We start from the raw sequence: 14,719 nt of genomic DNA, 5'->3' as shown, positions 1-14,719 counted from the left end.
GTGTTATACCGAAAAACGGGTGATACTAAATGGACAGCCCAAACGGTTTCAGCAACGACAGCCTCGATTACAGACCTAGCTTTGGGTAGTTATGAGTTTGCCATTCAATCGGGTTGTACGGATATAGTCCCCGACCATGTTCAAACCTTTGAGGTTACAGATGAAAGTGACGACTTGGAAGACCTTCCCATCGTGCTGGCAGATCCGATGCAAATCCCGGTTCAGGTTTCGGGTTGTACGGCGGTCACCCCCGGAGAGCTGGCAGATTATTATTCCAATTTTCCGGGAACAGATGGTACGGTTCCGTCTGATACTACCGGAAAGTTGAAACTTCCTGGCTGTGCTCTGCAAAGCAGTGCCTTTTCGGTTTGCAGTCCGGAGCATCCTATGGTGCCTTTGCCAACCGGTGGCACTGCCCTAACAAACCTGAAAACCGGGGATGTATTGGGGATTTATGATTTTGCTGTTTTTGTAACCGAAGTCAGCGGCTCCGAAAGTTTTAGCGGGAAAGGGTTGGTTCGTCTTCCGTTTATGGAGGGAACCCTGGCTTTGGCAGAATTCAGCGGTGTAAGGGCCATCCGAAGTGATGATGGCAATGGCGGCTGCGTATATGAAGCAACGAACTTTCGTTTGCTGAACATTCCGCAGTCGGAAGTAGCGGCGGCGAAAAGTAAGCTTTTAAGCACGCTGGCACAGCAGACAGACCCGGCCGCTTATGCAGGAACGCTTGCGGGAGCACTGGCTGGTTATGAAACGATCTCCGATACGGCTTCGCTTTTCTGCACGTACACAGCTGCTATTCTTCAGGCGAGTGAAGAGATCCGTAAAGCACTTGTGGATGCGGGCGGCGTTCCGTCGGGCGGCGATCCGTCGGGAGGGGGTAATCCAGATCCTCGGATCACGGACATTCTAACGGGCCTGAAAACCATAACGGACCAATTGACGGCCGGAAGTCCAAAAGTAGATGGCATCACCCAAAAATATCAGGACCTGATCAGTAAACTCGATGCGTTAAAGAAAGACAGCCAGTCAGGCGAACCAGGCAGCGGCCCCGGCAATCCGGTGTTTGCGATTCGTAACGTACAGGTAAGTGGTATTGACAACAAATCAGCACGTATTAATTGGGAATTGTCGGGTGGGCCGACGCTCGGCGGCGTTCCGTCTGGTGGCACGGCGAGCAAATACATCATCGAGTACCAGGATAAAGACGGGGCTGTTCTTCAGGAAACTGTAAAAAGCCCGGTAATTGATTTGTCGCGTTTGCGGGAAGGGATGGAGTATAAGTACAGGATATTGGCGTATGATGGGGATCAGTTGCTAGCCAGTTCAGACGGGAATTTTACAACGATCAGGAAGACTGTTCCAATGCCGGAGAATTTGGCTTTTACACGTATTGATGATCATTCGGTAAAAATCACCTGGGATAAAAATGCGCTGCACAATACATATAAAGTTGTTTATACGGATGAGCAGGGGATTCTTCACACCTTGTACCCGACCACCAACAGTGATACTTTGATTGGCCTGGATCCATCCCGTTTTTATGATTATAAGATTGTAGCCTACAATGCTGAAAATCTGGTGAGCGATCCGGCAAATGCGCGTGTGAGTACTGAAGTGCCGTGCACATTGGGTGTGAGTGTGTCCAGTCGTCAAAGTAATCCGTCGTTAGAAGAAAACCAACATGTTTTGTTGGTAACAGGTTGCTTTACACCGGATTTTAAAGTAGTAGATGGTTATCCGAAAGTGACCTGGACTAACGGAACCCCAGGAACCATTGACCCGAACGGTACTATCACTTTTGCAGATGGTGAAGTTGCAGAGATCAGTACCGGGAATTTTCCCTTTATAGCACCGGATCGGGCTCTGATAGTCAACCCGACAGCATCGAAAACATACACGGCCATTTGCAAAATGAGTGCCACGGCTCAACCATGTACGTATCCTGTGAATGTGAAGGTCTCCTCTGCTGACTGTAAAGGAGATTTCAAGATATCTGCCTCTGTTGACGGGCAAACATATCAGACAGAAGACATAACAGCACAGCCTAATGCTTACCTGAATCTTAGGGCAATCGGCTGTGCAGGACAAATTATCTGGAACAATGCATTAGGGAACCAAGCGAATGTAAAACTGTTAGTTGATGGCAACCTAGTTGTATCTGCTCAATGTAAAGAAGAAAACAAAACATGCTTCTCTAACTCGATTTCAGTGCTAGGCAAAATAGAACCAAATTCTTTGGACATTCGATTTGTTCGCGGCAAATATTATGGTACCGGAGAGCCAATAGAAGCTGAAGTATTGATTAAAGACAATTTCTACGACCTGGCTAGTTTGCCAAAGTATTGGACTATCGATCTGCAAGCAAATAATTGTAGTGGACAAGTACTATGGACCAGCAGCAATGATGAGACTTTCAAAGTCGATAATAAGCAAATGCGTTTTGGCATTGAAATACCACTTCCAATTACAACAACGACTTATTATGCTACTTGTCTTGACAAAAATGGTGTTTCAACACCGTACTCGCGAAAAATTACGTTAGTCAGCAACTCGAATCAATGTGTAAGGATCTTGGGTCCTGAATCTGTACCGAAAGGTAACATTTTGAAATTAACCGCCGATGGATGTCTTGGGAATATAAAATGGAGTAGAGATGGAGAGGCAACTTTTGCCACGGGAACTACCATATACGATCAACCTATCCCCAAAGACAATGGAAGTAGTATAATAGTATACAACTTTAATACTACATACCGGGTTGATTGCGACTACCCTATATGCAGTGGAACAAAAGTCATTAATGTATTTGAGCCAACTTGTTCAATAAACGTAGAACAAAATAAATTATCTGCCAAACCTGGTGACGAAATCACATTGAAAGGAACAGGGTGTGGAACAATCATCTGGTCTCTGAAGGGAAATAGTCTTGCAGTAACGTCAGAACTCAAAATAGCACCTTCGGAAACAATCAAAATCATCGCATCATGCCGCGGTACACAATGCTGGAAAGAGATAGAAATTAAGGTGCCTACAATATTGCCTCCCAAAATCATATGCGAAACATTAGAACCGCATGCTTCCCCAAGCCAGATTTACAGAGGCGAGTCAAATACAATCAACCTAACTGCGAACGGATGTGAAGGAGGGACGACGATTTGGAACGGGCCTGGACTGCCAAAGGACAGCAAGGGCCAGGGGCAAAATCATTTAGTAATAGCACAGAGTGTCACCGACAACGCAAAATACACTGTAAAGTGCAAAAAAGATGTCGTCGATGATACCGAGGCTGAAATAGAAGTAAAATCAGTATTACGTCTTGATCTTACTGCAACTCCTTTGTCTGTTAAAAAGGGACAAAAAACCACGTTGACCGCTATCGGGTGTTCAGGAGGAACAATTTCCTGGGTTGGGTATAATAGGATTTGCCAGTCACCTTGTAGCCTGGAAAACCAGATAATAAATGAACCTACTGATTTTAAGGCCATTTGTACTTCCGGAACAGAGACCATAACGAAAACCGTAACCGTTGTCCTGAAAACAGATGTTTCGGGACCTTCCGGGAAGGACTATAATGAGACTTTCAGTTCGGCATGTAGCAGTTTCTCGGCCTATGTGTCTCCGGAAGACACACGTGTAATTGAGTATCCATACCCGTCGAAAACAAAATTAAAACTTGAAACTTCGGGCTGCCCAACCAATGGTAAGGTAGCGTGGGAAACCTGGGATCGTGTCGCAATATCGGGAAATACACATTCTCCAGTTGAAACAACCACATATGTGGCCAACTGTATGGTAGGGGGAAATGCCTGTGCTACATCTTACAGAACAATAGATATTGCAGCCACTTTCGATTGCGATAATTTCTATGTCGACAAACAAGCTCAGGGTTACCGAAGATTCAAATTTAATGCAGAGGGGTGCCCGGCACTTGGGGAACTTACAAATACTTGGTATCTAAAAGATGGAAGCACAAAAGTAAACCAGGACTATTTTCCTCAGGCTTCCATCGATCCGACCATTGCTGCTTACGAAGTCAAATGCGTTCCTGACCGACTTAAACCTAATACAGCATGTTACTTCACTTATTCGTTCTCTGATGACAACGAACAGGCGAATTTCTACGGAAGAAGGAAATATAGTTATCCATCAACACCTTCTAACGGACGGATCAGTGCAATGAGTGAAGCAACAGAGTCCGCAGCAGTTATTCCCTGCCAGCAGAATTTCCCCATGCAACAGCTAATGGCCAGTTACTTTACTACACTCTCATGTACCTTTTTGGAAAACTATACAGGAACCGATGGACAGTTATCAGCAGCGGAAGCATTGGAATTTCTCAATAAACTGAAACAGGCGATAGCTGCCGAGCCAGAACTACAAAAGTATAATCTGGATTTTTCAAAAGTGAGCAGCTATGTTCTTGTTGAAGCTTTTGAACAAGGTAAGTGCGGGGCCGTTGGCTCAGTTTTAGGACAGGCAGCACAGGGTAATGTTTCGACAGACACCTACAATAATGATGTACGCCCTACGTTTACAAATGTAGCGAAGGTATTCGTGGGTAAGTCAATCGTTTGCAAAAGTCCCCTTGTATCGACCTCTACCATTATATTTGGAGCGCCTCCAATAGATGAAAACTCTGTTTTTGCACTATGGACAGAAAAGTCCACTCGTTATACTTATCGTCTTAAAAAAGGTTTTGAGATAACGAAAGGTATAAACATCTTTACCATTCACTCAGTACCTAATGGCGTGAGTGATAAATGGAAAGGGGCCTATGTAGCATACTTCAATACCGAGGCTCCAAATGACTTTATAGGATTTTACAAAGATGAACAAAATGGAAGTTGTGCTAGCACCCACCGAAGGCTCTTATTTGGGAATTGCGCCGATTTATGTGAGGAGGGTTTTTTACCTAAAGAATATTATGACATGGCAGGCCCGCTCTCTCTCTCCGCTACCGCTACCGATGCGACCTGTGCAGCAGACGACGGAAGTATTAACTTAGAAGCAACCGGAGGCGTTGCCCCTTATCAATATAGCAAGGATGGCACTGTGTTTCAGGACAACCCTGTTTTTGTAGAGCTGAAAGTGGGGACATATACGATAACAGTCAGAGATAGTAAAAGCGCTGTTGCTACGGCGACTGCAAATATTATGTTTGTCCCTGATCTTGTAAATGTCGAAATGTCTTCTTACCAACCGCCCGTAACCGCGACGAATGCCCGTACCGATCAGAGGTCAACCATTACGGTTCAGTGGGGCACCACAGGTGTACCTTATACTTTTACACCTAAAACCGGCGTGACAATTGAGTACATTGCCGGAGGCAAGGTACATGTAACGACCACCGATGAAGCTGATAAACAGTACAATGGGGATTATGGTGTTTACTTTGAAAACAATCATAACATTTTCGTGGGCTTCTACAAGGGTACCAACCTCCAGAAATGCAGCCCGAGTGGCTACGGGATTGACTGCCAGCCTATGTGTAAGGAGGGTTTTTTACCCCAGGAAATTTATGATGAAAGTTTTGTACCCTATGTTTTGGCAGCATCTGTTCACCGTAAGGGGATGAACGATGACAATACTGGTATTCATCATGATATGGAGAGTTGCGATATGGAAAGTGATCAGATTATAGCTTTGAATGCATTGTGCGAAAGTGAATTATCGAATCAGCTCACTGAGACGGATTTGATTAACGAATGGAAAAGGATGGCGTCATTTCAATCGATGGGTAAACTGGGTAATAATATTATGGCAATGATTGATAAATTTGCAAGGAGCGAAGGCGGTGAGTATTCAAATACTGATTTGACGAGTGCAGGGAAAAATCACAAAAGCACACGGCGTTTTATTGATAATATAAATACGAGTTTAGCATTCGAATTGACCAAGGATCCTGATTTTGTTAAGAAGCAAGGAATTTTGAAGTATATTGTTAATGGAGAAGAGCAACAAAGAAAAGATATCCCAAGTCCAACTTGGGACGAAAAATTTACCGGTTTGGGTATTGCTGTCAATGATACATGGGGTTACGATGTTAAAATTGAAAGCTTTACAATTGACAAGGTTTCAAGATCTTACCAGGCAAAAATTAGTGTTAAAATATTTGATCATTTCGGGCTTGATGCAAATGACATTGATCCAAAGATAAAGCCAGTATTTGCGGCATTGTCAGGCTTCCGTGCGTGGTTTGTATTGCAGCATTCGAAAAAATATTGCAAAAAGCCCTTTGTTACAATTGTTAATTTTGAAGAAAGTATAAACGGAACGTATTAAGTGAAAAACACAGTCTATTTTATTCTATTACTATTTGTTTTCTTCAATTCTTGCACTACCAAACCAGAAATTATCAAGCTGGATTTGGAGCAGAAATACCCATTTACACGGGTTGCCGATTATTTCGTTATTAGTAATCCTCCGGAAGATATCAATGAGATTATAACACTGGTTCAAAGTAATTTGAAAGTTGGCAACCAAAAATATCAAGAATCTGAATATTATACTCAGATTTATTACAAGGAACGATTTTGTTTTACAAGAAAATACAAGCCTCACTACAAATGGTACAATCCTTACACATTTGATGATATTAGAGATGGGATATCGCATTTGGAAGACAGATATATCTCGATAATTTTAAAAAACTCCAGTGATACTTGCCTTACATGTCCTAATGTGCCGATCTATATTCTTCACAGTAAAAAACTAAAATATTATCCGAATGGGTTTAGAAATAACTCTAACAAGCATTGGGCGAAAATGAAGGATTAGGTTAAAATAATCATTTTGGTTTTGCATGGTAATGGCATTGATTCAGATAGGTTTAACTAATATTCAAAAGTTCCGAGGTTTTCGTTCGTGGTTTGTACTACAACATTCTAAGAGATATTGCAAAAGACCATTTGTCACAATTGTTAATTTTGAAGAAAGTATAAATGGAACGTACTAGATATGAAGCTGAATTTTTTTTTAATCGCCTTGCCAATTTTATTTGCCATTACCTCATGTGATAGCAAGACTGAAATACTTAAACTTGATGTTCAAAGCCAATACTCCGACTTTCATGTGGATTACTTTATGATCAGTAACCCCCCCGAAAACTTAACCGAATTGTTATTATTGGTTAATCGGAACTTGGATACAACTCTCCGTAAGCAAAGTTCAAGTATATTAAAATCGGAAGTTTATAATCAAGTGTATTACAAAGAGGATTTCTTTTTTGACCGAAATTATAAGCCGCACTTTAAGTGGTATAACAACTTTATTTCAGATGACATCAGAAATGGGGAGTCGCATGCAGAAGATAAAATTATTTCAGTTAGAATTAAGAGTAATAGGGATTCCTGTTTTATGTGCCCGCGTTTGCCATTTTATATGATCTACAAAAAAAAGCTGATTTATTATCCCAATGGGTTTAGAAACAACCCCAACAAACATTGGGAGAAAATGAAGGACTAAGTTAAAGTTGAAATTGATAATCGATTTGGTTTGAGAGAAATACAGAATATTTAAAATACAAGCGACTGATTCAAGTTTTTACAGCAAAATGTACTCATTTTTTACGAAAGCCTTTTTATTGCCACTTCTTAAAAGTGGCCGTTAATAAATACGAATTATGAAAAAATATATCAAAAATATATTGTTGGCCTTTATTTTAATGAATGGCTGCAACAGTAGACCTGAAGTTTTTAGACTTGACGTGAAAGGCAAATATCCTGATTTCTTGGTTGACTATTTTATAATAAAAAATCCCCCGGACGATATTAATGAAATCATCACAATAGTCAATAATAACTTAGATACTACTTTTTTAAAGAAGAACATACAAATATCAACAGCCACTGTTTATGGCCAAATTTACTTCAAAGAACGATTCTTTTTTGATAGAAGTTATAAACCACATTTTAAATTGTTTCAATTATTCGGGAGTGAAGACGATATTCGTGATACAGACTCTCATTACGAAGATCGTTTTGTATCGTTAACATTAAAAGACAAAAGACAAAATTGCCGGAGATGTCCTAATATGCCAATTTACGCTATATACTTTAAAAAATTGCTGTATTACCCGAATGGGTTTAGAAACAACCCCAACAAACATTGGGAGAAAATGAAGGATTAGACTAAAATAATCATTTTGGTTTTGTATAGTAATGGCATTCACTGCACAATCCACGAACAATCCGAGCAAAAACGTACGAATATTCGTACATGGGGGTGAAAATTTTTGAAAGAATAGTGTTGAACGAACATAGCAATCCCATGAGTATTTGGAGTTAAGGACCACTACGACAAAGAACGGCCAATTTTAACTGTTCACGTTTGGCAAACCTGCTCGCAGGTGACTTTTCGGTTGGTCGCTATCCGGTCTTGTTTTGCTTTCTGGATTTTACTTTTGAAAAAGTGCTTGGTTTGTATGACGCTGGCTTGAATGATGTGCAGAAACTTTTGAATGGCGGCACGTTCCTGAGCAGTGTTTTCAGTATGAAATCAGGAACGAACCACATGATCTCGGATATGCGGGCTCGTAATCTGAACCGGTATAGCCGGGTTGGCAACGCTTTCGCTGTCTGATGCGAAAAAAAGAAAATGATCTGAATAAATTGAAGGTAGAATTTCAAAATATGATGATTCAGAATGGGACATTAACATCACAAGGCAAGGGAATTTTTGATGCAATTTGGAGCAATGCGGTACTAAGAGTTAGTTTATTTCCAAACCTGGATTATTCTAACTCTGATCCGGAAATAATAAAACAGGAGGGGCTGGGAACTTTTAGGCTAGTAGTCTCTCAAACAGGAATGATTTCTATAATAATATAAAAGTTAAATGAAATATGTATAAAGTGATTGACACAATTTTAAATGTTGATAGAATTCAAGTTAAATACAATTTGACTCTGATCAAGCTTAAAAATGGCATTATCTTATTAAATGGACAACAGGAAAATGAATATGGATATATTGTGTTTTGTGAAAATGGTTATCTCATCAAAGGAAATGATAAGGGGAAAACTCTCTTAAATGTATTTACCAACAAAACTTTCAATATAAAACATAATTATTCTGGTGTGACACTTTCGGATAAAGGAGGGGTCTATACCACAAATAGCGAACTGGATGAAATTCTTGTAGCCTATAAACATGATTTTTACTTTCATAACTTTGAAACAGATAAGGTTGTTTTGTTGATAGAGCAGGCCGTTGGATATTTTGCTATTAATTATTCTGAAAATTCAAAAGCTATATTTCGTTCTAATAAGGGTCTCGCTTCTTTTCGCCTTTTTAACGGTGAAAATGAATGGCAATTAACTCTTAGTCAATACGGAGAGATTCGTAAACTAATAGGTATTTATGCAAATACATTATGGATATCGGTGAACGATATTAATGACACCACTTTATGTCATTTGGTTTTGATTGACTGTGAGAATGGACAAATTCTAAAATCTTTTGAACACGATTATCATTTTTCTGCTCACGGGGTTATGCTGTCTGAGGAACACAAAAGTCTAGTTTCTTTACAAGGACAACTTTTACGCAGTTCCTGGTTTTTTGAATATGATTTGGAAACGATGGATATTAAACGTGAGGTTGAAGTAATTTCTTTGAAAGAAAAGAGGCTTGTGGTGAGATCTTTTATGGTCAATGGAGACTATATTTATTTCACGGCTAATGATTCTACCCAGGTAGTAGCAAATTGTGTTGGGATATTAAACTATTATACGTTGGAGCTGCTTTGGTATGATAAAGTTTCGCCTGGTAATTTAAAACTTGATCCCCCGCAAATAGCCGGTGACAAACTTTATATATTAGGAGCGGAGGGCACTTTACATGTTTATAAAAAAGAAAACACTATGTAGATAATGTTCTGTTAACCGACTAGTGAGCCAACTCCGCCGGGATTGGGAGAGGTTGAGTACTGTTCATAATATCAGACTGAATGATTTTTCATCATTAAACCACTTGTTTGCTGTTATAAATGCAAGTACGGATGCTAAAATCGTTAATGGAAAAAACGGAAACTTCAATCTCAGACTACAAACATTCCTTAAACGGTATTCGGTAGCGGATTGCCGGCTGTGTGGAAACCCTTCCGGCTATGGCATTCCAATACTAAAAGATGTTTGGGAAACAGTATTTTCTGGTGGTATGAGTAAGATTGAAGCGGAGGTTGCGATCAATAAAATTTGCGCAGCGGTTGGCAGTGAAAGTGCTCTACTTAATTTTACGCCATTACTACTTACTAATAATGAGCTTTACATACCATAGGATTCAATACCGTTGACCTATTTTTGACGTAAAAGCATCTTAAATTTAATCGATAAACTTTCAATTCATTCAGTTAAAAGGCCGTGACCGTAAAGCTTTTTTATCGTCTAATGTTTTATTTAATCCTTAAGACAATGAAGTTTATCGCCATTCCATTACTCCTTCTTCCATTATTTACTCTCGGCCAACAAACTGATTGGAAACTAATGAAGTTGAGAGGAAAGCCAAAATTAGTAATGACCAGGGACTATTATGTACATTATTCTCATTTTTCACGATCGGGGTATTTAATTTTAACAACAACTGAAATTCAAGGGGAATTGTATCGGACAGAATTCGAATATGCCGCTGACGGGCGGAAATCACAAGAAATAAATTATAAAAATGGAGAAATTAGCGATAAGATAACTTATAGCTATGACTCAAAGGGAAGGCAACAAGAATCTCGTTCAAGACAGCTGGTAGAAGTAGTAATGGCAGAAGGCCCCAAAGTGACATTCGATAGAAAAATTAAAAAAAATGACAAATATGGTAATCCTTTGAAAATTACAATGACTGAGACTGTGGAAGGTAGGCACCCTGAAATTTCAGAAACAGAATTGTTTCACTATAAGTATGATAAGTATGGCAACTGGATCGAACGAGAGAGGGAATTACGGTTCCGGGATGATAAGGAGTTTCGTCAAGGCGGGATTTCTGAAAGGGAGATAACATATTATTAGTAACTCTGGTAGGGTGTTGATTTTAGATTGGCTCAAGATGCTATTTAGACCTGGGAAAGAAGTCGACTAAAACCTGGGTTACTGACACTACCAGAATTCAAAAAAAAGAGGAGGGATTGACATTTGAGACTTTCCGGAGACGTTGTTATTCGAAGTTTCGGACAGCTATTAACGGAATGAAATCTGAGATGTACCTCAATAATTTACAATTAAGATTACGAATGTTTACTGGCTAAACAATTTTCTAAATTGACTTTTACTATTTAAAACTAATTGTGAATTGTATGCATTTTGCCATGTTGCGTAGTGTTATTTTATTGAATAGATATCGGCATATGTTTTGTTGGTCAATACTGTTCCTTTTATCGGCTCCATACTTTTCTTTGTCACAGACGTTGAGCTTAGAAAATGTAATAGGAGAGGAGGCCAAGAATGAATGTATCCTACGGGAAGTTGAAAATATAAAGATTCTGGGGAATAATTTATGTATTGTTGAAAATGACCGGGTTGTGATTGTAGATACGTCTGGAAATATGATTACCAAATTTGGAGGATTTTCAAGTACAAACGATAATACAATAGCGCTTACAGATGTGGCAATGGATGAAAGGGGAAATTATTTGGTAGCAACTCAGCTTGGCTTGAAGATGTTTTCTAGTGCCGGACACTTTATTAAGGAAATTGCCTTTAAGAAACTTCCTTCGACAGGATACGTTATTAATGTCAGCAAGTTGCATTTTAGAAATGGAAAGTGGTACATATTAGATGGTGCAAATCACAACATTAAGGTATTTGACAGAAACTTTAATATGTTGCGTATTATCGGAAAAGTGACAAGGGATGCGTCTGAAACCGATATGAGATATAATATGAATAAATATAAAAAAGATGTTCTGATTGAGCCAAAATCATTTTATTTCGACAAGATTGGCAATATTTGTATCGTAGATGTCAAAGGGGATTTAAAGCGTTACGATAAATATGGTAAATTTATTGACTATTTGAATGTCGATGATGTACAATATTGCTTGCGGTCTGCATATGATACAGATAATGGTGTACTGATCGGTCACCCAAATAAAGGGGAAATATATAGCTATATCAATAACGAGCTTGTACCTCATTGGAAACTTAATGCAGAGTTAAGTAATCACCCGGAACTTAAACTTTCGAAGATCTCGAGTTTCTGCGTCGATAAATACAATTACTATGTGACGCTCTCGCCTATACTTGCCTCAATAGCAGTCATATCCAGGAAAGATTTTAAGTTAAGAAAGATAATTTCATTTAAAATAAAGGAAACTTTAAGGATAGACAAACCGACTCGAATAAGCGTAAAAGATAACTTTCTTTACGTGCAGGAACATTATTCAGCAGTGAAAAAGATTGATTATTGTGTGAAACCGTTTGTCGCTGCACATATAGGAATTGAAGGCCCAAGCTTTGATTTTCTAAACGATAGTACAATCCTAAATAGCTTTTTTCATGACGATAAAATTTTTATCTGTGATACAACTGGAAGACGATTAAGGGAGTGGGCAATCGATTTGCGGTTTCATCACCCTTCTTTTATTAAAAGAACAGGTTCACATATACTTGTGATAGACGAATTTAGCAAAGCCTCTCGGATTTCTCAACTTTCGAAAGATGGAAGGCTTGTTAAGCAGTACGTTAAGAATGAAAGCAATGCTAGTATACATTCTTATAGTGCTGTAATGGACGACAATGGTAATCTGTATTTTTCCCAGGATGGAAGTATTTATGTGTACGATTCACTTGGAAACTACAATAGAGAATTGGGAGGTTATGGTAGTCCTATTAGATCGGACCTGAACTTGGGGCTCGGCGTGACGAAATCAGGAGAGCAAGTCAAGCTTCATTTGGGAGACTATGATACCCAACCCCTACACTTTAGAACCATACTAAAAATGGAGATATATAAAAATATTTTGTTTGTTGCCGATGACCAAAAAATAATTCTGCTGGATTTTCAGGGTAATATTAAAGGGTATATCGGAGGGAAGCGGGGTTCAAAAATAGGCGAATTTCAAGATATATCTGATTTCTGTATTTCGAATGACAGGATTTTTATCGCTGACACGTATAATAGAAGAGTCTTCGTATATAGGATTTCAATGTAGGTCGATTGAGCAAGTGTGCCATTTTATGAATGTTTTGTTCGAATAATAATTTTTGAGAAATTGAATTTTAAATCCCTCCCATATGAAAATTGTTTTATTTACTCTTTTTTTTATACCGTTCATGTTGAGAGCGCAAGTGAAAAAAAGTGATATTGTCGTTAGCCCACAACTATTTGTTTTTAATTTTACTTATACCTCCAAAAATTTTGGGGTTAGTACGTCAATGCACTATTTTTTAACGAGGAATATCTCGGTTGGAGCAATCTTAATGCAGAAATTTTCATTGTATAAAGCGCCCGATCTTAGGACTTTCGATCGTGGCACTACTTATTTGCAATTATTGCCGGAAGTTCAGTATCAGATGTTTTCGGGGCGCCTTACTCCGTTTGTCAAGCTTCAATTCCTAAACGAGAATTTTTATTTTCAGCACTTTTACGTCGATAATCCTGCGATACCTGATAAGCAACAACGCTTACGTTTGCTTGTTCACCAGCAAGGCTTTACAGGTATCGGAGGTAGTATTGGATTAAATTGGTATCTGAATAAAAAGACGAGTTTGTACGGAGTCGTCAATCTCGGCAGAGAGAACTCAGATATTCATTTTAATAATCTCGGCGTTGGTGTCCAGTTTATAGCTCCTCATAGAAAAAATAAAAATAGTAGGTAAATATCTATTCAGTGTGTTATTCCTGCTTGTCTATTTTCGCAATATCCATAGTCTCTTCGCTGCATTCTGCGCGAGTGTATCAAAAAGCGTACAAGATTAAGTAGCTTCCAAGATTGATCGTACATTTTCAGGCAAGTTGGGAGTCACCAAACTGGATTGAGATTTAAATACTTTTCATGTTTCCCCACGTTACTTTCTCCCTCCACCCATGTCTAACAACCATACAAACCTCCAACCAAATAAATGAAAGCAATTTTTCTAAGTCTGTGTTTACTATGTACCACCGCATTGCGTGCTCAGACTGATAGTATCGATGCCCGGTCTTCGGTTCTTGTCAAGGGGACTAAAAATTATCTGGGCTTCAAAGTAGGCGGTGTTGCGAGCACGTTTACACATAACCGTAGTCTTGCAATCCCTTCGCTGAATGGTGGGGCGTTGCTAGCCTGGCAAGCGGGTATATCGGCGGATTTATTCACGCGAAAGCACTACAACGCCAGGGCAGAACTAGTCTACCTGTCAAAAGGGGCGAAGGAGACATTCAGCAATGACCGGATCGATATCCATAGTAAGAACAAGCTGAATTATATACAACTCAGTGTTTTACCACTCATCGTGAAGGCCGGGTTTGAAAAAGTAAATCCATACCTGGGTATTGGGGGCTACTATGCCAGGCGGGTTGGCATTCGCTCTTCCTGGAAGTATGGCGATGAGTGGCAAAATGATGCGCTTAGTGCCGATGTTCTTAATGCCCGGAATGATTTTGGATATTCTGTTGCGCTTGGTATTTATGTCTGGAAAAAACCGTTCGCCGAGATAAGGTATGAAGGTGGGCTGAAATCGGTCTCGGCATCGCGAAATGTAAAAAACAGCTCGATCATTTTGTCATTTTCTATATAGTACGAAAACGAA

10 protein-coding genes are annotated in these 14,719 nt (G+C 39.4%); all 10 read left to right on the top strand.

The features are described from left to right. The 10 genes from M1L62_RS29545 (at position 1) to M1L62_RS06410 (ending at position 14,707) form a co-directional block, all read left to right on the top strand. The gene (locus tag M1L62_RS29545; protein WP_254412208.1) at positions 1-6,285 is read left to right on the top strand and encodes a DUF3289 family protein; all 6,285 of its coding nucleotides are present in this window, start codon (positions 1-3) and stop codon (positions 6,283-6,285) included. Positions 6,286-7,624: 1,339 nt separating this feature from the next. Beyond that, positions 7,625-8,131, top strand: a complete 507-nt coding sequence (locus M1L62_RS06450) for a hypothetical protein (protein WP_254412207.1) — start codon at positions 7,625-7,627, stop codon at positions 8,129-8,131. Between the two features lie 200 nt (positions 8,132-8,331). Further along, positions 8,332-8,583, top strand: coding sequence for a hypothetical protein (locus M1L62_RS06445; protein ID WP_254412206.1), 252 nt, complete (start codon positions 8,332-8,334; stop codon positions 8,581-8,583). Next, entirely contained in the window at positions 8,583-8,831 is a 249-nt protein-coding gene (locus M1L62_RS06440; protein WP_254412205.1) for a hypothetical protein, read from the top strand. Before M1L62_RS06445 ends, M1L62_RS06440 begins: the two co-directional genes overlap by 1 nt. Positions 8,832-8,845: 14 nt before the next feature. Further along, on the top strand, positions 8,846-9,871 hold the full coding sequence (locus M1L62_RS06435; protein WP_254412204.1) for a hypothetical protein: 1,026 nt from the start codon (positions 8,846-8,848) through the stop codon (positions 9,869-9,871). Positions 9,872-9,893: 22 nt separating this feature from the next. Then, positions 9,894-10,280: a hypothetical protein gene (locus M1L62_RS06430; protein WP_254412203.1), complete on the top strand. Its 387-nt coding sequence runs from the start codon at positions 9,894-9,896 to the stop codon at positions 10,278-10,280. Between the two features lie 134 nt (positions 10,281-10,414). Beyond that, positions 10,415-11,002: a hypothetical protein gene (locus M1L62_RS06425; protein WP_254412202.1), complete on the top strand. Its 588-nt coding sequence runs from the start codon at positions 10,415-10,417 to the stop codon at positions 11,000-11,002. Between the two features lie 284 nt (positions 11,003-11,286). Beyond that, entirely contained in the window at positions 11,287-13,143 is a 1,857-nt protein-coding gene (locus tag M1L62_RS06420; protein ID WP_254412201.1) for an NHL repeat-containing protein, read from the top strand. 82 nt (positions 13,144-13,225) lie between these two features. Then, positions 13,226-13,810 (top strand): hypothetical protein, encoded by a 585-nt coding sequence (locus M1L62_RS06415; protein WP_254412200.1) that lies wholly within the window; start codon positions 13,226-13,228, stop codon positions 13,808-13,810. A 243-nt stretch (positions 13,811-14,053) separates the two neighbouring features. Next, positions 14,054-14,707, top strand: coding sequence for a porin family protein (locus M1L62_RS06410; protein WP_254412199.1), 654 nt, complete (start codon positions 14,054-14,056; stop codon positions 14,705-14,707). The last annotated feature ends 12 nt before the right edge of the window (positions 14,708-14,719 follow it).

It is taken from the genome of Dyadobacter diqingensis, assembly GCF_024220585.1.
In the GTDB taxonomy this organism is placed as follows: Bacteria; Bacteroidota; Bacteroidia; order Cytophagales; family Spirosomataceae; genus Dyadobacter; species Dyadobacter diqingensis.
This window is presented reverse-complemented; position numbering and strand designations above follow the sequence as displayed.

Bases quoted from the DNA above. Each gene is read 5' to 3' on its own strand.
- M1L62_RS06420 (WP_254412201.1), top strand. From the start codon at position 11,287: ATGCATTTTGCCATGTTGCGTAGTGTTATTTTATTGAATAGATATCGG.
- M1L62_RS06410 (WP_254412199.1), top strand. From the start codon at position 14,054: ATGAAAGCAATTTTTCTAAGTCTGTGTTTACTATGTACCACCGCATTG.
- M1L62_RS06415 (WP_254412200.1), top strand. From the start codon at position 13,226: ATGAAAATTGTTTTATTTACTCTTTTTTTTATACCGTTCATGTTGAGA.
- M1L62_RS06425 (WP_254412202.1), top strand. From the start codon at position 10,415: ATGAAGTTTATCGCCATTCCATTACTCCTTCTTCCATTATTTACTCTC.
- M1L62_RS06435 (WP_254412204.1), top strand. From the start codon at position 8,846: ATGTATAAAGTGATTGACACAATTTTAAATGTTGATAGAATTCAAGTT.
- M1L62_RS06450 (WP_254412207.1), top strand. From the start codon at position 7,625: ATGAAAAAATATATCAAAAATATATTGTTGGCCTTTATTTTAATGAAT.
- M1L62_RS06440 (WP_254412205.1), top strand. From the start codon at position 8,583: ATGCGAAAAAAAGAAAATGATCTGAATAAATTGAAGGTAGAATTTCAA.